The following is a 24,360-nucleotide window of genomic DNA, read 5'->3' on the forward strand; positions in this document are numbered from 1 at the left end:
GCGACCGTGGCGGCTACCAGGGCGGCGGCGACCGGGGTGGTTTCCGTGGGGGTGACCGTCCGCAGGGTGGTGGCTTCCGTGGCGACCGGGACCGGTCCTTCGGCGACCGCCCGCGGAGTGACCGTCCGGGCGGAGATCGTCCGGGTTACCAGGGCGGCGACCGTCGTCCGAGTGGTGACCGGCCCGGCTACCAGGGTGGCGGCGACCGCGGTGGATTCCGTGGTGGCGACCGCGACCGTGGCGGCTACCAGGGTGGCGGCGACCGTGGTGGTTTCCGCGGCGGTGACCGGGACCGCGGTGGAGATCGCGGCGGCTACCAGGGCGGTGGCGACCGTGGCGGATTCCGTGGTGGCGACCGCGACCGTGGCGGCTACCAGGGTGGCGACCGGGGCGGATTCCGTAACGACGACCGTGGTGGGTTCCGGGGAGACCGGGATCGGGGCGGCTTCCGGGGGGACTCGGACCGCCGGCCGCAGGAGGAGCAGGACAACGGGCAGGTCTCGTTCGTCGCTCCGGAGATCCCCGAGGACATCACCGCCGACGACCTCGACCAGGAGGTCCGTGCCGAGCTGCTGAGCCTGGCCCGGGATGTCGCGGACAAGGTCGCGCGGCACCTGGTGGCGGCCGGCACGATCATCGACGAGGACTCCGAGCTGGCTCTGCAGCACGCGGTCGCGGCGCGGCGGCTCGCCTCGCGGATCGCTGTGGTGCGGGAGGCCGTCGGTCTGGCCGCCTACGCGGCCGGGGACTGGACGACCGCCATCGCTGAGCTGCGCACCTACCACCGGATGACCGGTCGGCAGACGCACCTGGCCGAGCTGGCCGACTGCGAGCGGGCGCTGGGCCGTCCCGAGCGGGCGATCGACCTGTACCGGGGCGCCGACGTGGCGAAGCTGGAGAAGGCGACCGCGATCGAACTGCTGATCGTCGCCGCCGGAGCCCGGGGCGACCTGGGACAGCACGACGCCGCGGTGGCGATGCTCCAGGTCGGCGACCTGACCGGCAACGACAGCGCGGAGTGGGCGCCGCGCCTGCGGTACGCGTACGCCGACGCACTGCTGGCCGCGAGCCGTCGTGACGAGGCCCGCGAGTGGTTCTCCCGTGCCGCCGCGGTCGACGAGGAGCAGGTCACCGACGCGGCCGAGCGTCTGCTCGAACTCGATGGCGTCACCATCGAGGGTGACGAGCACGACGAGGACGAGGACACCGACACCGACCGTGACCCGTCGGCCGAGGACGACTCCGACTCGGCCTCGGACCATGAGCGGGAGACCGCCGAGAACGACGCCGACGAGGACGACGACCAGGACGGCGACGACCTCGAGGACGACGGGCTCGAAGACGACGACCTCGAGGACCAGGACGAGGACGCCCGGGACGAGATCACCGCGGTCGCGACGACCGACGTGAACACCGACGGGCTCGCCACGGACGCGGACGCGGCCGCTGTCGCCCCGGAGACGTTCGCTGAGGGCACCGGCACGCCGGCCGCCGCGGCTGACGACAAGCCGGACGTGGCGGACGCCGCCGCGCCGGTCGCGGGTGAGCCGGTGGCGACCACCGGTGATTCGGCGGACGACACCGTCGCGCCGTCGGAGAAGGCCGGAGAGCCGGAGGCCAAGGCCGAGGAGAAGGCCGAGGGTGACGAGTTCGTCGGCCGGGCCGACGCCGAGGAGAAGCCGAAGGCGTGAGCGATCACCTGGCCGGCGGCTACGACCTGGTCATCTTCGACCTGGACGGCGTCGTCATCCTGATCGACGAGCCGATCCCGGGCGCGGTGGAGGCGGTCGAGAGACTGCGGGCGGACGCCACGACTGTGGCGTTCGCTACCAACAACGCGTCCCGGCGGTCCGCCGAGGTGGCCGCGCTGCTGACCGGCATGGGTGTGAACGCGGAGCCGGCCGAGGTCCTGACCTCGGCCGGCGCCTCCGCGGCAGTACTCGCCGAACGACTGCCCGCCGGTGCGAAAGTACTGGTGGTCGGCTCGGAGGCGTTGCGGGCCGAAGTGCGTGACGCCGGGCTGATCCCGGTGGAGACGCTGGAGGACGATCCGGCCGCGGTGGTTCAGGGGTACGGGCCGGAGGTCGGCTGGAAGATCCTGGCCGAGGCGGTGCTGGCGGTGCGGGCCGGGGCGACCTGGTACGCCACCAACACCGACCGCACCCTGCCCAGCCCGCGCGGTCCGCTGCCGGGCAACGGCTCGCTGGTCGCGGTACTGCGGACCGCCCTGGACCGGGAACCGGACGTGGTGGTCGGCAAACCGCAGCCGGGCCTGTTCCGGACCGCGGCCAGACTGTCCGGCGCGCAGCGTCCACTGGCCGTCGGTGACCGGCTGGACACCGACATTCAGGGCGCGGTCAACGCCGGGGTGGACAGCCTGCTGGTACTGACCGGAGTGAGCGGGCCCGCCGATCTGCTGGCGGCGCCCGAGGACCGGCGGCCGACCTTCGTCGCCGCCGACCTGTCCGGACTGTTCCGGCCGGCCGACGAGACCCGGGTGCCGGCGCCTCTCCCGGTGGCCGGTGGCTGGCGGGTGACCCGCACCGGAGACCGGGCGGAACTGGACGGCTCCGGCGACCCGGTCGACGCGCTACGCCTGCTCTGCGGAGTGACCTGGAGCGGTGTCCCACTCACCGGCGTCACCGGCGCCTCGGACGAGGCCCGGAACCTGCTGGAAGCCTGGCATATCCGCTAACCGGCGCGACGACCCGGACCCGACCCGACGAACTACGGCTAGCCGTACCGCAGAGGTCAAACTCGGCTCCTATTACCTGTCTGAGGTACGGCTGAGCAACCTCGGCCGTACCTCAGACAGGTAATAGGTGTCTCGAAACATGTCTGAGGTACGGCTAGCCGTAATGGGGCGGTGGTGGGTTGGGGCGGTGGTGGGTTGGGGTGGGTGGTGGTGGGGTGGGGTGGTAGCCGTTTTCGCCGCATTCGGCCCGGCGGTCGCGGGTCGGTCTGGAGTGGGACGGCCGCGCGGGGACGACGCGGGGGGTCCTGGATTTCTGGGGAGGTGTGGAACGTACCGGCGGAGGGTTTGGTTGGGTCTGCCCTTCGGGGTCAACGTGGGCGGGGAAGTGTCGAACAGGAGAGTGTGAGTTCTCTGACGTTGCCCCGGGGTGCGCGGCTGTCCGAGGCGTCCTGGGCGGCGCGGCACCGGATCGTCACCCGGCTGCTCTGGTGTCACGTTCCGGTCTTCCTGGTGGTCGGCTTTCTCGGGCCGCGCCCGGTGTGGGAGACCGTGCTGCTGACGGTCGCGCTGGCGGGGTGGGCGGCGGCCGTTCCGGCGCTGCCGTCGATGAAGACCAAAGCCAGTCACACCAGTGTCGGTTTGATCGCCTGTACGTTCGTCGCGATCGAGCTGACCGGCGGCGAGATGTCGACACACATCCATCTGTACGCCGTGTTGATCTTTGTCGCGCTGTATCAGCAGTGGACGCCGCTGGTGTCGGCGATCCTCGTGGTCGTCGTGCATCACGGGGTGCTCGGGCTGATCGCGCCGGACCGGGTGTTCGGCGACCATCACATGGGGGTCGGCGCGGCACTCGGCATGGTCGCCCTGCACGCCGGGCTGGTCACCCTCGAAGTGGCCGGGATAGTGGTGTTCTGGCACTTCGCCGAACAGGCCGAACACGAGAACGAGGTGCTCTCCCAGCAGGCCGAGCAGGCCCGGCGGGAGGTCGAACGGGCCGAGGAGGAAGCCCGCGAACGAGCCGCCGGTGAACTGCGGGCCCGCTCCGAGGAAGCCGCCGAACGGGCCCGGCGGATCACCGGCGACGTGGCCGGGATCAGCGCCGAAGCGCACGCGGCCATCTCCGCCGTCGCCGCCGTCGACCGGGAACTCGCGGCGCTCACCGAGTCGGTACGCGACATCGCCGAACGGTCCGCGCGGGCCGCCGGCACCGCGTCCACCGGCAAGGACGCGGCTGCCTCCGCCGGGGACAAGGTACGGCGGCTGGAGAAGTCGGTCGGGGAGATCGCCGACGTCAACGCGATCATCGCCTCGCTCGCCGAACAGACCAACCTGCTCGCGCTGAACGCCACCATCGAGGCGGCCCGCGCCGGTGAACTCGGCAAAGGTTTCGCCGTGGTCGCCAGCGAGGTCAAGGACCTGGCCCGGGAGACCGCCACGTCGGTGGAACGGGTGAATCAGGTGATCGCCGCGATCGTCGCCGAGACCGGGGACGTGGCACAGACCTTCGCCGCCACCACGAGCGCCGTCGACGACATCCACGACCTCCAGCTCGACATCGCCTCGTCGGTGGAGGAACAGGCGGCCGTCCTCGCCGAGGTCACCAGTCAGCTCTCCACCGCCACCGTCTCCGCCGGGCAGGTGCTCACCGGGCTCCAGGAACTCTCGGTCGCCGATCGCTGATCTTTGAACCCCCGGTGGGTCGCGCCCGTATCCCCGGGCACAACCCACCGGGTGCGTCGTCAGAGGAGCTTGCGGAGCTTGAGCAGGTCGAACGGGTTCGCCCGGATGCTGGTCAGCACCCGGGAGACGTCCAGCCTGCCCGCCACCAGATCCAGCAACTCGTCGCTCGTGGTGACCAGGGCGATCTTGGCCTTCGGGTCGTCACCGTCGGCGATGTCGAGCAGCAGGCCACCGGCGATCCGACCGTGGAAGGCCACCTTCAGATCGGTGAGCCGGCAGGCGAGAGTGCGATCGAGATCCAGCTTGCCGCGCGCCTCGGCGTTCGCCGCCAGCCGGGCGGCGAGGTCGTGCAGGGCTTGTCGGCAGTCTTCCACGGTGGCCATGGGGCCATCCTGCCTCACGACACCCACCCGGTACCTCAGGAGTTTCCTGGAGGTGCCCGGTAGCGTGGCACCCGACGCGGCGAGAGGAGGCGGGACATGCCGGACGCATGGCGGGCGTATCTGGACCTGGCACTCGGCTTGACGGAGGCCCCCCGGAAGAAAGCACAGCAGGTCGCGGGCGACCTGCTCAACCGGGGCGGTGCCACAGCCACACAGGTGCAGGGCCTGGTGGAGGACCTGGTGTCGGCGGGGCTGGCCAACCGTGAGGCGCTGACGAACATCGTGCGGTACGAGGTGGACCGGGCGCTCGGGCGGGTGGGACTGGCCACCGCCGACGAGGTGTCCGATCTGACCGGCCGGGTGCGCGATCTGGAACGGCAGTTGCGGGAGGCGCGGGCGGAGAAGCCGGCGCCGGCCACGGCCGCCGAGTTCGAGCCCGCCAAGCCGGCGGCGGTCAAGAAGGCGGCCAAGGCGGTTCCCAACGCGATGCCGGCGGCCGGGACCGGGGGGAGTGGGGTCTCCGGGAACGCGGCTGCGGCTTCGGCGCCGTCCGCTTCCTCTTCTCCGGCGTCTGCGGCGGAATCCGTTCCGGCGCCGGCCAAGCGGGCACCGGCCAAACGGGCGCCGCGTAAGGCCACCGGTCCGGTCGCGGAGGTTGCGGCGGCGCCGGTCAAGCGGGCCCCGCGTAGGGCCGCCGGTCCGGTCGCGGAGGCGACGGCGGCGCCGGGCACCGAATCCGTCGCCGGGTCTGCCGGGGCGGACACCGCCGCGCCAGCTCCCGTGCCCGGGAAGGCTCCGGCCAGGAGATCACCCGCGAAGAAGGCTCCGGCCAAGACCACAGCGACGGCACCGGCGAAGAAGGCCGCGCCCGCGGTGAAGCCGGAGGCCGCGCCGGTGAAGAAGGCTGCGCCCGTGGTCAAGCCGGAGGCGGCGGTGGTGAACGCGCCGGTGAAGAAGGCCGCGCCCGCGGTGAAGCCGGAGACGGCGGTGGTGAACGCGCCGGTGAAGAAGGCGGCGCCGCGGAAGGTTCCGGCGGCCTCGTTCGTCGCGCCGGTGACGGAGACGTCGTCCGGGGTGACCGCAGGGACGGACTCCGGTGGCGGTTCGGGGAGTGCTGCGGGGGCTGCCGCGCGGGGGCGGAAGGCGGCGCCGCGGAAGGCGCCGGCCAAGCGGGCTCCGCGGGTGCCCACGCAGGCGAAGCCGGAGCCGGACCCGGTCGAGAGCACGGAGGCCTGAGGCTGTGACGTTTCCCCACGCGGCGAATCCGCACCCGGGCCGGCCGGGTCCGCCTCCGGGTGGTTTCCGGCCGGGGCCTCCGGCGGGTGGTCTCCGGCCGGGAGCTCCGGTGGCGGCGGTTCCGGTGGAGGCCGGGATCCGGGATGGTGAGGGCAGCGGACACCCGGCGGTGGACGCGGTGTTACGGTCGCTCGCCAACGCCGCGCGGCTGGCGCCGGCCGAGCAGATCGCCGAGTACGAGGCCGCGCACCAGGTGCTCCAGGAAACCCTGGCCGGCATCGACCGCTGATCGACCGTTTCGACGAACGTACCGAATAAAAGGAATTTGATGGCCCGCCGTGCGCGTCTCGACGCCGAGCTCGTCCGTCGTAAGCTCGCCCGCTCCCGGGAGCAGGCCGCCACACTGGTCGCGGCCGGCCGGGTGCAGGTGCGCGGCACCGTCGCCCACAAGGTGGCGGCGATGGTGGATCCCGCCGATCCGATCCTGGTGACCGGGGAGGATCCGCAGACCGAGTACGTGTCCCGTGGCGGGCACAAGCTGGCTGGCGCCCTCAAGGCCTTCGATCTGCGGGTCGAGGGCCGCCGGTGTCTGGACGCGGGCGCGTCCACCGGCGGGTTCACCGATGTGCTGCTGCGGGCCGGGGCCCGGCAGGTGGTGGCGGTGGACGTCGGGTACGGGCAGCTGGCCTGGCCGATCCGCACCGATGAGCGGGTGGTGGTGCAGGAGCGCACCAACGTCCGCACGATCACGCCGGAGTCGATCGGCGGCGAGGTCGATCTGACGGTGGCGGATCTGTCGTTCATCTCGCTGCGGCTGGTGCTGCCCGCGCTGACCGCGTGCACCGGGCCGGACGGTGATCTGGCGCTGATGGTGAAGCCGCAGTTCGAGGTGGGCCGGGAGCGGGTCGGTTCGGGGGGTGTGGTCCGGGACTGGCGGCTGCGTGCCGAGGCGGTCCTGGATGTGGCGGCGGCCGCCGCCGGGCTGGGGCTGGGTGTGGCGGATGTGACCGCCAGCCCGCTGCCGGGCCCGAGCGGCAACGTGGAGTTCTTCGTGTGGTTCCGGCGGGACGCCCCGCCGGCCGATCCGGCCCGCATCGAAGCGGTGGTCGAGGCCGGGCCTCATGCTGTCGAGCTCTTGGAGGAGAAATGAGCCGCTCGGCCCTGCTGGTCACGCACACCGGGCGCCGGCAGAGCACACAGCACGCCCGTGCCGTGGCGCTCGATCTGATCGCCGCCGGTTTCGAGGTGCGGGTGATCGCCGAGGAGGTCGACGATCTGGAGCTGCCGCCGGGGGTGAAGCCGGTGGAGGGCCCGGCCGCGGCCGAGGGTGTGGAGATCGTGCTGGCGCTCGGCGGGGACGGCACGATCCTGCGGGCGGCGGATCTGGCCCGGCCGGCGAAGGCGCCGCTGCTGGGGATCAACCTGGGCAAGGTCGGTTTCCTGGCGGAGACCGAGATCGATCACATCGATCATGCGGTGGCCGAGGTGGTGGCCGGGAACTACACGGTGGACGAGCGGCTGACGCTGGACGTGCGGGCGGAGTACGACGGCCGTCTGATCGCCGAGTCGTGGGCGCTCAACGAGGTGACCGTGGAGAAGGGGCAGCGGGCGCAGATGCTCGAACTGCTCGTGGACGTGGACGGGCGGCCGCTGTCCCGCTACGGCTGCGATGGTGTGGTGTGCGCCACACCGACCGGGTCGACGGCGTACGGGTTCTCGGCCGGTGGGCCGGTGGTCTGGCCCGAGGTGGAGGCGCTGCTGCTGGTGCCGATCAGTGCGCACGCGCTGTTCAGCAGGCCGATCGTGACCGCTCCGACGTCGACCTTCGTGCTGACGGTGGACCCGTACACGTCATTTGCGGTGTTGTGTTGTGACGGCCGTCGCACCTGGGACCTTCCGCCGGGCTCGCAGGTCACGGTCGAAAGGGGTCAGCTGCCGGTGCGCCTGGTGCGCCTGGCACCGCGTCCGTTCACCGACACGCTGGTCGCGAAGTTCGGCTTGCCGGTCGTCGGCTGGCGCGGGAATCGACGCTGATCAGACGAACTCCGTTGGGCAATTGTCGGGGGCTCCCGATACTGTCTGGCTGTGCTGGAGGAACTGCGCATCACCGGGCTGGGTGTCATCGACGACACCACGCTGCGGCTCACCTCGGGAATGAATGTGATCACCGGCGAGACCGGTGCCGGTAAGACGATGGTGGTCACCGGCCTCGGTCTGCTGTTCGGTGGCCGGGCCGACGCCGGCCGGGTCCGGGCCGATCCGGGCCGGGCGGTGGTCGAGGGCCGGATGAAACTGCGCGGCACCCTGGGTGACGCGGTGCGGACCCGGATCACCGACGCCGGCGGCGAGGCCGACGACGACGGCGCGATCCTGCTGAGCCGCACCGTGACGGCCGAGGGCCGGTCCCGGGCGCACGTGGGTGGCCGGAGCATGCCGGTGTCGACGCTGAGCGAGCTGGGCGAGCAGGTGCTGGCCGTGCACGGCCAGTCCGACCAGCTGCGGCTGCTGCGGCCGTCGGAGCAGCGTTCGGCGCTGGACCGGTTCGCCGGCCCGGAGCACGAGAAGCTGATCGACACCTACAAGGAGTCGTTCGCCCGCTGGCGCGCGGTGGTCGACGACCTGGCCGACCGGCGGCGCAACGCCCGGCAGCGCTCGCAGGAGGCCGACCTGCTCAAGCTCGGCCTGGACGAGATCACCCGGGTGGACCCGCAGCCCGGTGAGGACGAGGACCTGCGCAACGAGGTGCAGCGGCTGGAGCACGCCGAGGGGCTGCGGGTCGCGGCCACCCTGGCGGCGCAGGCGCTGGCCGGCGGGGTCGAGGTGACCGACGAGACGCCGGACGCCACCCAGCTGCTCGGGCTGGCCCGGCGCACCCTGGAGGGGCAGGCCGCGGTCGACTCGTCGCTGGGTGACCTGGCGGCCCGGCTGGAGGAGGCGGCCACCCTGGTCGCCGACGTCTCCTCGGAGCTGTCCACCTACCTGAGCTCGCTGGACGCCGATCCGGCCCGGCTGGAGGCGATCTACGAGCGGCGGGCGGCGCTGCGGGCGCTGACCCGGAAGTACGCCGACGACATCGACGGTGTGATCGCCTGGGCGGAGAACGCCAAGACCAAGCTGGGCGAGCTGGACTCCTCCGACGAGCTGCTGGAGGAGCTGGACGCCGAGCGCCAGCGCCTGGCGGTCGCGGTCGGCGAGCTGGCCGGGCGGCTGACCGCGGCCCGGCGTGAGGCGGCCGGGCGGTTCTCCGAGGCGGTCAGCGTGGAGCTGGCCGGGCTGGCGATGCCGCATTCGCGGGTCGAGGTGGCGGTGGTGACCCGGGCGCCGTCGCGCGACGAGCCGGCGGTGACGGTGGAGGGGGAGACCCTGGCCGCCGGGCCGGACGGCGCCGACGAGGTGGAGCTGCGGCTGCACGCCCACCCGGGCGCCCCGGCGCTGCCGCTGCAGAAGGGCGCGTCCGGCGGTGAGCTGTCCCGGGTGATGCTGGCGATCGAGGTGGTGTTCGCCGGTGCCGGTGGCCCGCCGACGCTGGTCTTCGACGAGGTCGACTCGGGTGTCGGCGGCACCGCGGCGGTGGAGATCGGCCGGCGGCTGGCCCGGCTGGCCCGGACCCATCAGGTGCTGGTGGTGACGCACCTGCCGCAGGTGGCCGCCTTCGCCGACAGGCACCTGGTGGTCGCCAAGGACACCGGCGGAGCGATCACTACGAGTGGTGTCCGGATCGTGGAGGAGACCGAGCGGGCTCGGGAATTGTCCAGGATGCTGGCGGGTCTGCCCGATTCGGATCTGGGCATCGCGCATGCCGAGGAGCTACTCTCCGTGGCTGCTCGGGAGAAGCGCGCCTGATATTAGTGAGCTGGCGCATGTCGCGGGGGACTCGTGTGCGGTGGCATGTCAGGATGGCCGGGATGCGACTTCCCATTCCCACCCTGCGACGGACCCGGAGCGTCGAGCCCGGTCCGGTCTCCGGCGTGGCCCGGCTCGACCGGCGGACCAAACGGCTGACCGGCCGGTTGCGGCCCGGGGAGATCGCCGTGATCGATCACGTCGACCTCGACCGGGTGGCCGCCGACTCCCTGGTGGCCTCCGGTGTGATGGCCGTGCTCAACGCCAAGCCGTCGATCTCCGGGCGTTATCCGAACCTCGGCCCCGAGGTGCTCGTCCAGGGCGGCGTGATCCTCGTCGACGACCTGGGTGAGGACGTCTTCACCGGCCTGCGCGAGGGCAAGGTGGTGAGCATCGAGGGCGGCACCGTGCTGCTCGACGGCGAGCCGGTGGCCTCCGGGGTCCGGCAGGACGCGGAGTCCGTCGCCAAGTCGATGGCCGACGCCCGCGAGGGCCTGTCGGTGCAGCTGGAGGCGTTCGCGGCGAACACCATGGACTACCTCAAGCAGGAGCGCGACCTGCTGCTGGACGGGGTGGGTGTGCCCGACGTGCAGACCCGTGTCGGCGGGCGGCACGTGCTGATCGTGGTGCGCGGTTATGACTACAAGGAGGACCTGGAGGTTCTCCGGCCGTACATCCGGGAGTACAAGCCGGTCCTGATCGGTGTCGACGGCGGCGCCGACGCGCTGGTGGAGAACGGCTACACCCCCGACATGATCATCGGGGACATGGACTCGGTCACCGACGACGTGCTGCGCTGCGGCGCCGAGATCGTGGTGCACGCCTATCCGGACGGCCGGGCCCCCGGCCTCAAGCGGGTGGAGAATCTGGGCGTCGACGCGCTGACCTTCCCGGCCGCCGCGACCAGCGAGGACCTGGCGATGCTGCTCGCCGACGAGAAGGGCGCGTCCCTGATCGTGGCCGTCGGCACCCACGCCAACCTGGTCGAGTTCCTGGACAAGGGCCGCGGCGGCATGGCGTCGACGTTCCTCACCCGGCTCAAGGTCGGCGGCAAACTGGTCGACGCCAAGGGTGTCAGCCGGCTCTACCGGCAGAGCATCTCCGCGTCGGCGGTGCTGCTGCTGGTGCTCTCCGCGGTGGCCGCGATGGCCTCGGCGGTGGCGGTGTCCACGGTGGGGAAGGCGTACCTCACCGTCGTGTCCGAGTGGTGGGACAATTTCGTCTTCCAGCTCGGCAATCTTCTCTGAGGGCGTCGTGATCAACTTCCGGTACCACGTGGTGTCGCTCACCGCGGTCTTCCTCGCGCTGGCGATCGGCCTGGTGGTCGGCACCGCCGCGCTCAACGGCCCGGTCTCCGAGAACCTGCGTAACAACCTGGCCGCGCTCAACAAGGACAACAACGTCCGGCGCGAGCAGGTCAACAAGCTGAACGAGGAGGTCAACCGCAACCAGGAGTTCGCCACCGAGATCGCGCCGATGCTGCTCGGCGGCAAACTGGCCGGCCGCAAACTGGCGGTGGTCTCGCTGCCCGGCGCCGAGGAGCCGGCCACCGGTGTGGTGGCGATGCTGACCCGGGCCGGCGCCACGGTCACCGCCCGGGTCGCCGTCGAGGACAAGTTCTTCGACCCGAACTTCGTCAACGAACTCCTCGACCTGGCCGACCAGTCGACCCAGCCGAGCATCCAGCCGACCGGCCTGCCGCAGAACAGCGACGGCGTGGAGACGGCGAGCGCGCTGCTGGCCTTCACCCTGGCCCAGGGCGGTGCCACCCCGCCGTCCACCGACGACGTGACAGCGGTGCTGACCGCTTTCGCCCAGCCCGGCTACCTCACCGTCGAGGATGGTGCGACAGGTGGGGCCGAGGCGTTCGTGCTGGTCGCCGGGGTGCCGGCCACCGATCAGGACGCGGTGAAGAAGAGCCGGTTCGCGGTCACCGCCGCCGAACAGTTCGGCAACGACCGGTCACTGGTGGTCGCCGGTGATGACGCGGGCGAGGGAAATCTGGTCGCGAGCATCCGCAACGACCCGACGCTGAGCACCAAGATCTCCACGGTGGACAACGTCAGCACCGTGCAGGGTCAGGTCGCGACCGCCCTGGTCACCTGGGACCGGCTCACCCAGAACAAGATCGGTCACTACGGGCTGGCGGCCGGCGCCACCTCGATCGTGCCGTCCGCCGCCCCCTAGCCGCACCCGTCTAGACTCTGCGGCCATGGCCTACCTCCGTTCCGCCGGTCTCGGTGCCCTGGTCGCCCGTTCCGTCCTCGGCTGGGTGCGACAGGACCCCCGGGCGGGTGAGCTGCGGCGGACCAACTTCCGCGGGCGTTCCGTCACGCTGGCCGGTGGCCCCGCCCTGGCCGCCGGGGCCACCGCCGGAGCCGCCGCCGGCGCGCCGACCGCCCGTCTCGCCGCCGCCGCGGTGACCGCCGGAGCGGTCAGCGGCGCGGTCGGCTTCTACGACGACGTGGCCGGCAACCGGCCCGAACAGAAGTCGGCCAAAGGCTTCGCCGGGCACCTGGGCGCCCTCCGCGAGGGTTTCGTCACCAGCGGCCTCGTCAAGATCGCCGGAGTGGGCGCGGCCGGGCTCGCCGCGTCCGCGCTGATCGGCAGCCGCCGCACCGGCCGGCTCGGGCGCACCACCGACGTGCTGCTCGGGGCCGGGGTGATCGCCGGCACCGCCAACCTGATCAACCTGCTGGACCTGCGGCCCGGTCGTGCCCTCAAAGCCGGCGCGATCATCGGGGCGCCCCTCGCCGTCGGCCGCCACGCGTCGATGACCGCCGGAGCCCTCGGCGCCGGCGCCGCCCTGCTCCCCGACGACCTCGGCGAAGAGATCATGCTCGGCGACGCCGGGGCCAACTCGCTGGGCGCGCTGCTCGGCGTGGCCCTGGTCGCCCGGAGCGGGACGGCCGGCCGGGCCACCGCGCTGGCCGCGCTGGCCGCCCTCACCGCGGCCAGCGAGAAGGTCAGCTTCACCAAGGTCATCAACGACACGCCGTGGCTGCGCACGCTCGACGAGCTGGGCCGCCGCCCACAGTGACGACCGCGCCGGACGATTCCCCCGGTGGCCGGTCCGGGGTGGCCAAGCTCGCCGGGGCCGCCGCGCTCATCTCGGTGCTCACCGTGCTGGCTCGGCTTGCCGGGTTCGGCCGTACCACGGTCTTCTTCTACACCGTCGGCAACGGTCAGGTGGACGGTGGGCTGGCCAGCCTCTATCTGGCCGCGAACACGGTTCCCAACATCGTCTTCGAGCTGGTCGCCGGTGGGGCTCTGGCCAGCCTGGTGGTGCCGTTGCTGGCGGGGGCGGTGGCCGCCGGTGACCGGCAGCGGGTCGACCGGGTCGCGTCCGCTCTGCTGACCTGGGTGCTGGCGCTGACCGTTCCGCTCGCGCTGGTGGTGTTCGCCGCGGCCGGGCCGATCACCGGGCTGTTCCAGGGGATTCCGCCGGAGCAGCAGGAGATCGCCGCCCGGATGCTGCGGATCTTCGCACCGCAGCTGCCGCTCTACGGTGTCGGGATCGTGCTGACCGGGGTGCTGCAGGCGCATCACCGGTTCGCCTGGCCGGTGATCGCGCCGCTGCTGTCCAGTGTGACGGTGATGACCGCGTACCTCGCCTATGCCGGGATCGACGGCGCCCGCAGCGGGTTCGCCGGGCTGAGCCGGGCCGGTGAGCTGACCCTGTCGGCCGGCACCACGCTCGGTGTGGTCGCGTTGAGTCTCTGCCTGGTGATTCCGGTGGCGAGGTTGCGGCTGCGGATCCGGCCGTCGTTCCGGTTCCCCGGTGACGAGGGCCGTCAGGCGGTGCGGCTGGGCTGGGCGGGCGCGGTCACCGTCGGCGCCCAGCAGCTGGTGGTCGGGCTGGTGATGGTGCTGGCCCTGTGGCAGGTGGCGCCGTACACCGGTGCGCAGACCCTGTTCCTGCTGCCCTGGGCGGTGCTGGCGGTGCCCCTGGCGACCGCGGTCTATCCGCGGCTGTCGGCGGCGGCCGAGGCGGGGGACGACGGCGGATACGCCGCGGCGCTGTCCGGTACGGCCCGTTCGGTGGTCCTGCTGGCCGGTCTGGGCACCGCGGGGCTGGTCGGTGTGGCCGTCCCGATGACCTTCCTGATGAACGTGCCGAACGCCGTTCCCGGTGTGCTCGGGTTCGCGCCCGGCCTGCTCGGTCACGCGCTGTTCGCGCTGCTGTCGCGGGCCCTGTACGCGCGGGGCGCGACGGTGGCGGCGGCGGTCGCCTCGGCGGTGGGCTGGGGTACCGCCGGGGTGGGCGTGATCGTCGCCACAGCGGTGGCCGAGGGTGGGCCACAGGTGTTCGGTCTCGGCCTGGCCACCGCGGTGGGCATGTCGGTGACCGGGGTGCTGCTGGTGCTCGCGGTCCGCCGGCATGCCGGGGTGGCCGCGCTCGCCGGGCTGGGCCGGGCGCTGCTCGCCGCGATCGCCGGGGCTGCGCTGGCCGGGCTCGCCGGGTGGGGTGTGGTCGCCGTGCTGGGGTCGGCGGTCTGGCCCACCCCGGGCGTGCTCGGCAGTCTCGTTGAAGGCATGCTGGGCGGTACGGCGGTCGTGGTGGTGTTCGGGGCGGTGGCCTTCGCGCTCGACCGCCGCGATCTGGGGCCGCTGGCCGCCACCGTGCGAAGACGCCTGCGCCGGTGACACCTGCCGTAACGGCGGACGGAAAGCAGCAGGAGAGGGGTTACGGGGTCGTGAGCAGCGACGAGGAGTGGCGCGGTTCGGTCGTGCTGGTGGTCGCGTCCAGTACCGGCGGGATCGGCCAGCACGTCGCCTCGCTGGCCCGTGGCCTGGTCGCCGCCGGCTGCCGGGTGCTGGTGTGCGGGCCGTCCGCGGTCGACCAGCATTTCGGGTTCTCGGCGTCCGGCCTGGAGTTCGCGGTGGTGGAGATCCCGGCCGACCCGGGCCCGCAGGACTCCGGCGCGATCCGGCAGCTGCGCAAGGCTCTCACCGGGCGGGACGCCGAGGTGATCCACGCGCACGGGCTGCGGGCGGCGTTCGTGGCCTCGGTCGCGCGGACCGGCGTACCGCTGGTGGTGACCTGGCACAACGCGGTCCTGGCGCGGGGTCTGAAAGGCCAGGCCGGTGCCCTCCTGGAGCGGATCGTGGCGCGCAACGCCGCGATCACCCTGGGCGCCTCGGACGACCTGGTGCAGCGGGCGGTGGCGCTCGGGGCGCGCAACGCGCGGCTGGGCCCGGTGGCGACTCCGCAGCTGGCGGCCCCGAAACGCACCCGGTCGGCGGTGCGCGCCGAGTTCCGGCTCAAGAGTGACGTGCCGCTGATCGTCTCGGTCGGCCGGCTGCACCCGCAGAAGAACTACGACATGCTCGTGGACGTGGCGGCCCGCTGGCGGGAGCGGACGCCCGCGCCGGTGGTGGTGATCGCCGGTTCCGGGCCGAGTTACATGCCGCTGGCGCAGCGCGCCTCCCGGCTGCACGCCCCGGTGCACCTGCTCGGGCACCGCACCGACGTGCCGGATCTGCTGGCCGGCGCCGACCTCGCGGTGATCACCAGTGACTGGGAGGCCCGGCAGCTGTTCGCGCAGGAGGCGCTGCACGCCGGGGTGCCGTTGATCACCACCGCGGTCGGTGGGCTGCCCGGCCTGGTCGGCGACGCGGCGGTGCAGATCCCGCCGCGCGATCCGGACGCGCTCGACGAGGCGGTCCGCGGGCTGCTGGACGATCCGCAGCGGCGCGCCGACTACGCGGCCCGCGGCCCCCGGCAGGCGGCGACCTGGCCCGGTGAGGCCGACGTGGTCGCCGACGTGCGTTCGGCCTACGCGGAAGTCGCGGCGGTTCGCCGGTGAACATTCTCGGTCACCGGCTGGACCGGCTGCGCCGGGTGCGCCGTCCCGGGAGCACCCGCCGCCCGATGGCCGCCTGGGTGCCGTACCTGCTGACCGTGCTGGTCGCCACGGCCAGCCTGGCCGGGCTGACGATCCGGCCGGGCGGGCAGGCCACCCGCGGTGACGCCGACTACGTGGTGATCGCCGCCGCGGCCGGGCTGCGCTGGGAGGACCTGGACCCGGTGCGGACCCCGGCGCTGTGGGGCCAGGCGCGGGCCGGTTCGGTGGGCTGGCTGTCGGTGCGCTCGGCGCACGCGGTCACCTGCCCGTCGGACGGCTGGCTGACCCTGGGCGCCGGCAACTACGCCGCCTGGGACACCCGCGCGGTCTCCGGCCGCTGCCCGGACGCGGCCCCGAAACTCACCCAGCCGGACGGGATCGGCGCCAACCTCACCGATCAGCCGACGGTGGTGCGGACCAACCAGGACCGATTGCCGTACGGTACGACGCCAGGCGCCCTGGCCGAGTCGGTCCGGTGTTCGGTGGCGGTCGGGCCGGGTGCCGCGATCGCCGCCGCCCGGCCGTTCGGGCGGGTCGACAGGTATGTCGCCGAGCTGCCCGACGACCCGGCCCCGCTGCTCGCCGACTGTGTGATCAGCATCGTCGACCTGGGCACCATCGCCGGGACCGGCGCCGAGCGGGCGGCCGAGGTGGCGGCCGCCGACCGTACCCTGGCGCGGGTCCTGGCGGCCCGCCCGCCGCGGTCGACGATGGTGATCGCCGGCCTGGCCGACACCGACACCACCTCCCGCCTGCACGTGGCGATCGCCGAGGGCCCCGGCTGGGAGAACGGCTGGCTGACCTCGGCCGGCACCGGCCGGGAGGGCTACCTGCAGCTGGTCGACCTGGCGCCGACGGTGCTGGCCGCGCTGGGCCGCCCGGCGCCGGACAAGCTGTTCGCCGGGTACGCCGCCACCTCCACCCCGGGCCGCCCGCTCGACCCGGCCGAGGCCATGCAGGGTGACCGGGACGCCGACCGGCGGGCGATCGCCCAGCGCGGGGTGGCTGAGATCTTCTTCACCGTGCTGGCGATCCTGCAGCTGGTGCTCTTCGCGGCGGTGATCCCGGTGCTGATCCGGGCCCGCCGGCACGCCGGGCCGCTCGGTCCGCCGCTGCCGCCGCGCCGTCTGGTGGAGCTGGCCGAGTTGGCGCTGATCGCGGCCGGTCTGGCCATTCCGGCGGCGCTGCTCGCCGACGTGGCGCCGTGGTGGAGCAGCGAGCATCCGGCCTGGATGTTCGGGGCGGCCACCGCGGTGCTGATGGCCGCCGGGACGCTGCTGGTCCGGCTGGCGCCCCGCTACCAGCGGACGTTGTGGCCGATGGCCGCGGTGTCCGGGGTGAGCGTGCTGGTGGTGGCGGTGGACCTGATGACCGGGGCCCGGCTGCAGCTCAACGGGGTGGCCGGGTATTCGGCGATCCACGGGGTCCGGTACGCCGGCCTGGGCAGTGTCGGCCTGGGTGTGTTCGTGGCCGGCCTGCTCCTGCTGGCCGGGACGCTGGCCCAGTGGGTGAACCGGCGCTGGCGGCCGCTGGTGGTGGTCACCTTCGGCGGGCTGGGCGTGGTGATGGTGGGCAGCCCGTACCTGGGCGCCGACCCGGTCGGTGCGATCGCGGTGACCGCCGGGGTGTGCGTGGCCGCGGCGATCAGCACCGGCGGCTGGCTGACCTTCCCGCGGTTCGCCTGGGCGACGCTGTCCGGGGTGGCGGTGACGATCGCGTTCGCCGTGATGGATCTGCGCCGCCCGGCGCTGGAGCAGGGCACGCTGGGCCGGATCCTGACCGCTCTGGGCGACGGCACGGCCGGCCCGGCGATGCAGCGGTCCACCGCGGCCAACGGGCAGGCGCTGGTGGACAGCCCGCTCACCCTGCTGGCTCTGCTCGGCGCGGTGATGCTGGTGTTCTGCCAGTTCTCCCCGTGGGGCGGCCTGAACCGGCTGTACGGCCTGCATCCGGCGGTCCGGGCCGGGGTGGCCGGGACGGTGGTGGCGACGCTGATCGCGGGGGTGCTGGGCGGCACCGCGCTCGGTGCGGCCGGAGCCGCCGCGGCGGCCGCCGTGCCGGTGGCGGTGCTCACCGCGCTGCGGGTCCTGCTGCACGCCGCGGACCGTACGCCACCGCCCGGCGAGACCGACGGACCCGGTGGCCCGCTGCTGCGTAAAGCCGACGAGGATCAATTGACCGGCTCGTGACACGCAGGTCAACCAGCCCGGACGTGGTGGCCGCGGCAATGAGTGTTACGGTGAACTCCCGTGGATGGGGCTTGCCCCGGCCGCAAGAACCGGTAAGAACGGCGACCACGGGAGCGGGCCTTGGCCTCAACAGTGCGCGACACGCGGCACATCTTCGTCACCGGGGGCGTCGCCTCCTCGCTCGGTAAGGGCCTCACCGCCTCGAGCCTCGGCAATCTGCTCACCGCCCGCGGCTTGCGTGTCGTGATGCAGAAGCTGGACCCCTACCTCAACGTGGACCCCGGGACGATGAACCCGTTCCAGCACGGCGAGGTCTTCGTCACCGAGGACGGGGCCGAGACCGACCTCGACGTCGGTCACTACGAGCGTTTCCTGGACCGGGATCTGTCCGGCAAGGCGAACGTGACGACCGGCCAGGTCTACTCGGCGGTCATCGCCCGGGAGCGGCGCGGTGAGTATCTCGGGGACACCGTGCAGGTCATCCCGCACATCACCAACGAGATCAAGAGCCGGATCTTCGCGATGGCCGATCCGGACGAGAACGGTCTCGTCCCGGACGTGGTGATCACCGAGGTCGGCGGCACGGTCGGCGACATGGAGTCGCTGCCGTTCCTGGAGGCGATCCGGCAGGTCCGCCACGAGGTCGGCCGTGACCACGTGTTCTACCTGCACGTCTCGCTGGTGCCCTATCTGGCTCCGTCGGGTGAGCTGAAGACCAAGCCCACCCAGCACTCGGTGGCCGCGCTGCGCAACATCGGCATCCAGCCGGACGCCCTGGTCTGCCGCAGTGACCGGGAACTCCCGGAGAAGATGAAGCACAAGCTGGCGCTCTACTGCGACGTCGACGCCGAAGCCGTCATCGCCTGCCCGGACGCGCCGAGCATCTACGACATCCCGAAGGTCCTGCACGACGAGGGGCTGGACGCGTACGTCGTACGGCGGCTGGGTCTGTCCTTCCGTGACGTGAACTGGAAGACCTGGAACGACCTGCTGGAGCGGGTGCACCACCCGAAGCGGACGATCACCATCGCGCTGGTCGGCAAGTACGTCGACCTGCCGGACGCCTACCTGTCGGTCAGTGAGGCGATCCGGGCGGCCGGTTTCGGCAACACCGTGAAGATCAAGCTGCGCTGGGTGCCGAGCGACGACTGCGTCACCCCGGCCGGTGCCGCCGCCGCGCTCAAGGGTGTCGACGGCATCGTGATCCCCGGCGGGTTCGGGGTCCGCGGCATCGAGGGCAAGGTCAACACCTCCCGGTACGCCCGGGAGAACCTGGTCCCGATCCTCGGCCTGTGCCTGGGCCTGCAGTGCATGACCATCGACGCGGCCCGCAACCTGGCCGGTCTGGCCGGGGCCAACTCGGTCGAGTTCGACGAGAAGGCCACCTATCCGGTCATCTCCACGATGGCCGACCAGGAGGACATCGTCGCCGGCAAGGGCGATCTGGGCGGCACCATGCGGCTCGGCGCCTACCCGGCCACCCTCAAGGAGGGTTCCATCGTCGCCGAGGTGTACGGCGCGACGGACATCTCCGAGCGGCACCGGCACCGCTACGAGGTGAACAACGACTTCCGCGACAAACTGTCCCAGTCCGGTCTGGTCTTCTCCGGCACCTCCCCGGACGGCCGGCTGGTCGAGTTCATCGAGCTGGACCGGGAGGTCCACCCGTACTTCGTGGCCACCCAGGCCCACCCGGAGCTGAAGAGCCGCCCGACCCGCCCGCACCCGCTCTTCGACGGCCTGGTCAAGGCCGCCGTGGCGTACGCGTCGGCGGACGAGCTGCCGGTCACCATCGAGCCGGACGCCTCCTGAGATGGGCTTCGCACACGAGACGGTGTCCCGCCAGGAGCGCTACCACGGTGCGATCTTCTCGGTCTTCACCGACCGGGTGACCATGTCCGGTGGTGGCACCGCCGCCCGGGACGTGGTGGAGAACCGGGGCGCGGTCGTCGTGGTCGCCGTCGACGACCAGGACCGGGTGGTGCTGATCCGGCAGTACCGGCACCCGATCAAGCGGCACCTGTGGGAGCTGCCGGCCGGGCTGCGCGACGTGGTCGGTGAGGACGAGGCGCTGACCGCCGGCCGGGAGCTGGCCGAGGAGGCCGACCTGGTGGCCGGGCGGATGGAGCCGCTGATCGACCTGCACACCTCGCCCGGGTTCGCCGACGAGTTCGTCCGGGTGTTCCTGGCCCGCGATCTGGCGCCGGTGCCCGAGGCGGACCGGTACACCCGCACCGACGAGGAGGCCGACATCGAGGTGCGCCGGGTCGACCTGGACGAGGCCGTCGCCATGGTGTTCCGCGGTGAGATCACCAACGCGGCCACGGTCGGCGGCGTGCTCGCCGCCGCCCGCGCCCGCGACTCCGGGTGGACGCTGCTGCGCTCCGCCTGAGGCGTTACGCCGCGGCGCTCTCGACGAGCGCCGCGGCATAGGCGGCACCACTGCGCTCCCGCAGGTCCCGGCTGATCCGTGCGCTCTCCGTGCGTACGGCCGGGTCGTTGATCAGATCGTGGAAGGTCTTCCGCAACTCCTCCGCGGTGATCCCGGTGTCGATCCGGCGGGCCACGTTCAGCTCCACCAGCCGGTCGGCGTTGCCGAACTGGTCGGCGGCCTGCGGGGCGACCAGCATCGGCGTGCCGCAGAACAGGCCCTCCACCGAGCCGCCCATCCCGCCGTGGGTGAGGAACGCGTCGGCCTGGCCGAGGATCCGCAGCTGCGGCACCCAGCGGTGCACTTCGACATTCGCCGGTACGTCACCCAGCACCGCCTCGTCGACGTGCTCGCCGATCTGCAGCACGGTGTGCCAGCCCGGCATCGCCCCGAACACCTCCACACAGATCCGGTAGAACTCCGGGTGCTCGGTGAACGTGGAGCCCAGCGAGACCAGCAGAACCTTGCCGGCGTCCGCCGGGCGGGTCCAGTCGCCCTGGTCGTCGCGCTCGCCCAGGATCGGGCCGGCGAACGTGAAGACGCTCTTGTCGACCCGCTCCGCGAACGGTTGCATCACCTCCGGGATCAGCACGATCCCGCGGTCCGGCCGACCTTGGAACGACAGGCTGTCGGTGGTCTCCGACCCGGCTTCGGCCAGCCAGCGCTCGAACCGGCCGTAGTAGCCGGCGCCCCGCGGGTCGGCGCGCATCTGCTCGATCATCGGCGCCATCTCCTGCTCGTAGCCCTCCCAGGCGACGAAGGTGGGGGACAGCTGGACGGCCGGGACACCCCACTCGCCGGCCAGGATGCGGGCCGGGGCGCCGGCGATGTCGTACAGGAAGATGTCCGGCCGGTCGTCCCGGTAGAGGTCGCGCAGCTGGGGGAGCATGGCGATCGCGTCGTCCAGGAACATCGTCAGCTGGTCGATGGTGTCGCCGTCGTGGTCGCGGTCGAGCAGGGTGCTGCGGTAGGCCTTGAGCTCGGCGCCGGTGGACTCGACCGGCCGGCGCCAGGACGGGTCGTTCGCGTAGGTGACGCGATGGCCCCGGGCGGCCAGTTCGCGGATGACCTCGATGCTCGGGTTGACGTGGCCGGGGAACGGGATGCTGACCATGGCGATGTGCACGGGGTGCCTTTCGAAGTAATCGGCGAGACGAGACGTAGCGTCTCGTCTTTTCCGGGTCCTGTCAAGACGAGACGTCGCGTCTCGTATGGGTTAGGCTCCGAGCCGTGCCGAACCCACCCGACCCCGCCCGCCGCAGCGAACGCTCCCGCACGGCCATCCTCGACGCCGCCCTCGCCCTGATCGCCGAATCCGGGTACGCGAACCTCACCATCGAGGCCGTCGCGGCCCGCGCCGGAGTCGGCAAACAGACCATCTACCGCTGGTGGAGGGGTCGCGGCGCGATCGTCCTGGACGCCCTCGCCGAACAGGCCGGCCCGGACGGGCCGCCCGCGCTGCCGGACACCGGCGACCTCGAAGCCGACCTGCGCCTGGTCGTCCGGGCCACCGTCGCCGAACTCGCCGACCCGAAGCTGTCCGAGATCACCCGGGCGCTCACCGTCGAATCCCTGACCAGCGAGGACTTCGCCGCCCAGGTCCGCGACCGGATCCTGCGCCCGCAACTCGACACGATCAAGAACCGGCTCCGCGGTCACATCCGCCCCGGCACTGACCTCGATCAGGCCGTCGAGCTGATCGTCGGCCCGATGTACCACCGCTGGATGCTGCGCACCGGCCCGCTCACCGACGAGTACGCCGACGGCATCGTCGACCTGGCCCTGGCCGCGCTCGGCATCAAAACCCGGCCGGTGGGTACGACGACGTCATGACAGTGCCGATCCTGCGCTCGTTCGTGCTCGACACCACCGGCGCGCGCCGACTCGCCGAGTTCTACCGCGCGCTGTTCGGCCTGGAATACCGCGACGGCGACGAGCCGCCGGAGGCGGGCGCCGACGATCCGCGAGGCCGCGACTGGCTGGTGTTGCGCGCGCCGCACGGTTCCTGGCAGCTGGCGTTCCAGCAGACGACTGGCGTACGCCCGACGACCTGGCCGTCCGACGAGGTCCCCCAGCAGTCCCACCTGGACTCGTCGGTGGACTCGGTGGAGGAACTGAACCGCCAGCACGAGCGGGTGCTGTCCCTGGGCGGCACCCTGCGTTTCGACCGCTCCGACGACCCGGAGGAGCCACTGCGCGTCTACGCCGACCCCGACGGCCACACCTTCTGCGTCTTCGTCGCCTGATGGCCCCTTGTACGGTGGGGCGGGTGGAGAAGAAGACGTGACCGCGGTCCGGGGGATCGACAACGTGCTGTTCACCGTCGGTGATCTCGATGCCGCCGTGGAGTTCTACGGCGAGCGGCTCGGCCTTCCGGTGGCGTTCCGGCGGGACGAGTCGGGGATCGTGCTGTTCCGGCTCGGTGAGCAGGCGCCGGGGCTGCTGGTGCGCCGCACCGGGGAGGAGCCGCGGAACGTGACCGGCCCGCGGCTGTGGCTGGAGGTGGCCGACGCCCGGGCCACCGCCGGCGAGCTGGCCGATGCCGGGGTGGCCCTGCTGGACGAGCCGTTCCCGGTGACCACCGGCTGGACGGTGGAGGTCGCCGACCCGTGGGGCAACGTGGTCGGGTTCACCGACCACACCTCGCGCGACGCCGGCGTTTGACGGCCACCCCGCCGGACATCCGCACACGGGTGTCGTCCGTCAGGCCCGCCGGCCGACTGATCGCTATCGGACGCCGGTCACCCCGCGATCCACAGTGCTCCCGCCGGGGCGGTCAGCGCAGCTCGACCTCGACCCCCGAGTCGGCGAGATATCCGAGCAGGTCGTCCATGGTCACCGCCGGGGTCCACCAGCGCCTGTCGTAGCCGGGGACCAGGTGCTCCCGGGCCACCGCGGAGTCGTGCCAGACCAGCCGGAACGCGGGCGCCGCGCCCCAGCCGCCGTTGGCGCAGTCGTGCAGGGCGCCCAGGTTCCAGCCGAAGTAGCCCCCCGGCCCGTTGACCGCCTCACCGATCGCGCAGAAGAACCCCTCCACGTCGGTGACGTGCCGTCCGGCCAGGTGGTAGGTGGCGCCGGACGGGCGGTCCGGGCGGTGCTCGTGGTGGGCCAGGGCCACCCCGGCCCACTCGTGCCGCAGGTCGGCGTCGTACTCGGCCCACTCGCCGAGCACGTCCGGGCGGCCGGCCCGCCACCGCTGCCAGACGGTGCGGGCGCCGGCCGGGCGGGGGCCGCCGATCGCGTCGCCGTAGGTGGGCTCGACGGTCACGTCGACCAGCCCGTCACCGAGCCGGGACGGGCGCACCTCGGCCACCTCGGCGCCCAGGGCGGCGCCGACCATGCCGACCGCGGTGCCGTCCCGGTCCACACTGAAGATCGAGCCTTGCACCCAGCGCCGCCGCCGGGCCCCGCCGCGGGCCAGCGCGTCCAGGGCACGCTGCAACGGCGGCTCCGGGCGGCAGCCGAGCAGGGTGGCGCCGCGGGGCGCCGGCGCGGGCCGGGCGCGGAACACGCCGTCCACGTCCCGGCAGGCCCCGAGGTCCTGGTCGCCGTGCCCGGTGACACCGACCAGGCGGTAGCCGTCGGCGTCCGGGGCCTTGTCGGCGCCGCGGGCGAACCGGGCCAGCTCCTCGATCCGCAGTCGGCCCTCCAGGGTGACGTCCAGCAGGCCGGGGGCGACCACCGAGGGCCGGGAGCCGAGCACGGTGATGTCGAGCAGCTCCTCGGCGCAGTGCCAGCAGTGCGCCGGGTGTCCGGAGTGCGGCGGATGGATCGCGTCCAGGCCGACGTTGCCCAGCCAGGCCGGCCCGAATCCGTCGCAGGCGTCGAGCAGCCGGCCGGCCGGTTCGCAGCCGAGCAGGGTGTACCGCTCGACCGGCGGCTGTGGTGGGTCGACGAACAGGCCGTCGATGTCCGAGCAGGCGGCGATCACGAGTTCACCGTCGTCGGTGTTCTGGTCCACCAGAAGCCAGGGAAAGCCGCTCATCGGGTGGAACCGTACAGGCCGGACCGTCGAGGCGCGGACGCCGGTACGCGCATACGCGCGGATCGG

General features: G+C 72.7%; 22 protein-coding genes. 19 read left to right on the plus strand and 3 right to left on the minus strand.

Annotation, left to right across the window (positions count from 1 at the left end):
• Positions 1–617 precede the first annotated feature (617 nt).
• The 3 genes from ACQ0O7_RS29805 to ACQ0O7_RS29815 all read left to right on the plus strand — a co-directional run bounded on the left by ACQ0O7_RS29805 (position 618) and on the right by ACQ0O7_RS29815 (position 4,378).
• Positions 618–1,691 (plus strand): Replicase polyprotein 1ab, encoded by a 1,074-nt coding sequence (locus ACQ0O7_RS29805; protein WP_430786831.1) that lies wholly within the window; start codon positions 618–620, stop codon positions 1,689–1,691.
• A complete protein-coding gene (locus ACQ0O7_RS29810) occupies positions 1,688–2,695 on the plus strand; it encodes an HAD-IIA family hydrolase (RefSeq protein WP_430786718.1) in 1,008 nt (335 codons plus the stop codon). The genes ACQ0O7_RS29805 and ACQ0O7_RS29810 overlap by 4 nt, the downstream gene beginning before the upstream one ends.
• A 402-nt stretch (positions 2,696–3,097) precedes the next feature.
• Positions 3,098–4,378 carry a methyl-accepting chemotaxis protein gene (locus ACQ0O7_RS29815; protein WP_430786720.1) on the plus strand — a complete coding sequence of 427 codons (1,281 nt, stop codon included), beginning with the start codon at positions 3,098–3,100 and terminating at the stop codon, positions 4,376–4,378.
• Between the two features lie 59 nt (positions 4,379–4,437).
• Here the strand turns inward: ACQ0O7_RS29815 and ACQ0O7_RS29820 are convergent, their stop codons facing one another.
• A complete protein-coding gene (locus tag ACQ0O7_RS29820; protein WP_430786722.1) occupies positions 4,438–4,761 on the minus strand; it encodes a sterol-binding protein in 324 nt (107 codons plus the stop codon).
• A 96-nt stretch (positions 4,762–4,857) separates the two neighbouring features.
• Here ACQ0O7_RS29820 and ACQ0O7_RS29825 point away from each other — a divergent pair, with 96 nt between their 5' ends.
• From ACQ0O7_RS29825 to ACQ0O7_RS29885, 13 genes are all read left to right on the plus strand, one after another.
• Positions 4,858–5,997 carry a hypothetical protein gene (locus tag ACQ0O7_RS29825; protein WP_430786724.1) on the plus strand — a complete coding sequence of 380 codons (1,140 nt, stop codon included), beginning with the start codon at positions 4,858–4,860 and terminating at the stop codon, positions 5,995–5,997.
• Between the two features lie 109 nt (positions 5,998–6,106).
• The gene (locus tag ACQ0O7_RS29830) at positions 6,107–6,286 is read left to right on the plus strand and encodes a hypothetical protein (protein ID WP_430786726.1); all 180 of its coding nucleotides are present in this window, start codon (positions 6,107–6,109) and stop codon (positions 6,284–6,286) included.
• A gap of 39 nt (positions 6,287–6,325) precedes the next feature.
• Positions 6,326–7,147, plus strand: a complete 822-nt coding sequence (locus ACQ0O7_RS29835; protein WP_430786728.1) for a TlyA family RNA methyltransferase — start codon at positions 6,326–6,328, stop codon at positions 7,145–7,147.
• Complete coding sequence (locus ACQ0O7_RS29840) at positions 7,144–8,031, plus strand: NAD kinase (protein ID WP_430786730.1); 888 nt, start codon at positions 7,144–7,146, stop codon at positions 8,029–8,031. Before ACQ0O7_RS29835 ends, ACQ0O7_RS29840 begins: the two co-directional genes overlap by 4 nt.
• Positions 8,032–8,082: 51 nt before the next feature.
• On the plus strand, positions 8,083–9,840 hold the full coding sequence (gene recN / locus ACQ0O7_RS29845; protein ID WP_430786732.1) for a DNA repair protein RecN: 1,758 nt from the start codon (positions 8,083–8,085) through the stop codon (positions 9,838–9,840).
• A 53-nt stretch (positions 9,841–9,893) separates the two neighbouring features.
• Positions 9,894–11,087 carry a putative cytokinetic ring protein SteA gene (gene steA / locus ACQ0O7_RS29850; RefSeq protein WP_430786734.1) on the plus strand — a complete coding sequence of 398 codons (1,194 nt, stop codon included), beginning with the start codon at positions 9,894–9,896 and terminating at the stop codon, positions 11,085–11,087.
• A 7-nt stretch (positions 11,088–11,094) separates the two neighbouring features.
• Positions 11,095–12,027, plus strand: a complete 933-nt coding sequence (locus ACQ0O7_RS29855; protein WP_430786736.1) for a copper transporter — start codon at positions 11,095–11,097, stop codon at positions 12,025–12,027.
• Between the two features lie 25 nt (positions 12,028–12,052).
• The gene (locus ACQ0O7_RS29860; RefSeq protein WP_430786738.1) at positions 12,053–12,880 is read left to right on the plus strand and encodes a hypothetical protein; all 828 of its coding nucleotides are present in this window, start codon (positions 12,053–12,055) and stop codon (positions 12,878–12,880) included.
• The gene (murJ, locus tag ACQ0O7_RS29865) at positions 12,877–14,487 is read left to right on the plus strand and encodes a murein biosynthesis integral membrane protein MurJ (RefSeq protein ID WP_430786740.1); all 1,611 of its coding nucleotides are present in this window, start codon (positions 12,877–12,879) and stop codon (positions 14,485–14,487) included. Before ACQ0O7_RS29860 ends, murJ begins: the two co-directional genes overlap by 4 nt.
• A 50-nt stretch (positions 14,488–14,537) precedes the next feature.
• Positions 14,538–15,650, plus strand: a complete 1,113-nt coding sequence (locus ACQ0O7_RS29870; RefSeq protein ID WP_430786742.1) for a glycosyltransferase family 4 protein — start codon at positions 14,538–14,540, stop codon at positions 15,648–15,650.
• Positions 15,651–15,715: 65 nt separating this feature from the next.
• A complete protein-coding gene (locus ACQ0O7_RS29875) occupies positions 15,716–17,878 on the plus strand; it encodes a hypothetical protein (protein ID WP_430786833.1) in 2,163 nt (720 codons plus the stop codon).
• Positions 17,879–17,998: 120 nt separating this feature from the next.
• The gene (locus ACQ0O7_RS29880; protein WP_430786744.1) at positions 17,999–19,690 is read left to right on the plus strand and encodes a CTP synthase; all 1,692 of its coding nucleotides are present in this window, start codon (positions 17,999–18,001) and stop codon (positions 19,688–19,690) included.
• Between the two features lies 1 nt (position 19,691).
• The gene (locus ACQ0O7_RS29885) at positions 19,692–20,270 is read left to right on the plus strand and encodes an NUDIX domain-containing protein (RefSeq protein ID WP_430786746.1); all 579 of its coding nucleotides are present in this window, start codon (positions 19,692–19,694) and stop codon (positions 20,268–20,270) included.
• Positions 20,271–20,274: 4 nt separating this feature from the next.
• Here ACQ0O7_RS29885 and ACQ0O7_RS29890 read toward each other — a convergent pair whose 3' ends face one another.
• Positions 20,275–21,435 (minus strand): macrolide family glycosyltransferase, encoded by a 1,161-nt coding sequence (locus ACQ0O7_RS29890; RefSeq protein WP_430786748.1) that lies wholly within the window; start codon positions 21,433–21,435, stop codon positions 20,275–20,277.
• 104 nt (positions 21,436–21,539) lie between these two features.
• Between ACQ0O7_RS29890 and ACQ0O7_RS29895 the strand changes: the two genes are divergently transcribed.
• The 3 genes from ACQ0O7_RS29895 to ACQ0O7_RS29905 are packed head-to-tail and all read left to right on the plus strand — an operon-like array spanning position 21,540 to position 22,973.
• Complete coding sequence (locus tag ACQ0O7_RS29895) at positions 21,540–22,142, plus strand: TetR/AcrR family transcriptional regulator (RefSeq protein WP_430786750.1); 603 nt, start codon at positions 21,540–21,542, stop codon at positions 22,140–22,142.
• Entirely contained in the window at positions 22,139–22,555 is a 417-nt protein-coding gene (locus ACQ0O7_RS29900) for a VOC family protein (RefSeq protein WP_430786752.1), read from the plus strand. Before ACQ0O7_RS29895 ends, ACQ0O7_RS29900 begins: the two co-directional genes overlap by 4 nt.
• Before the next feature lie 37 nt (positions 22,556–22,592).
• Entirely contained in the window at positions 22,593–22,973 is a 381-nt protein-coding gene (locus ACQ0O7_RS29905; RefSeq protein WP_430786754.1) for a VOC family protein, read from the plus strand.
• Between the two features lie 112 nt (positions 22,974–23,085).
• On the opposite strand, the gene ACQ0O7_RS29910 is transcribed toward ACQ0O7_RS29905, so the two are convergent.
• The gene (locus ACQ0O7_RS29910) at positions 23,086–24,294 is read right to left on the minus strand and encodes a barstar family protein (protein ID WP_430786756.1); all 1,209 of its coding nucleotides are present in this window, start codon (positions 24,292–24,294) and stop codon (positions 23,086–23,088) included.
• Positions 24,295–24,360 lie beyond the last annotated feature (66 nt).

This window comes from Actinoplanes sp. G11-F43, from assembly GCF_050589265.1.
In the GTDB taxonomy this organism is placed as follows: Bacteria; Actinomycetota; Actinomycetes; order Mycobacteriales; family Micromonosporaceae; genus Actinoplanes.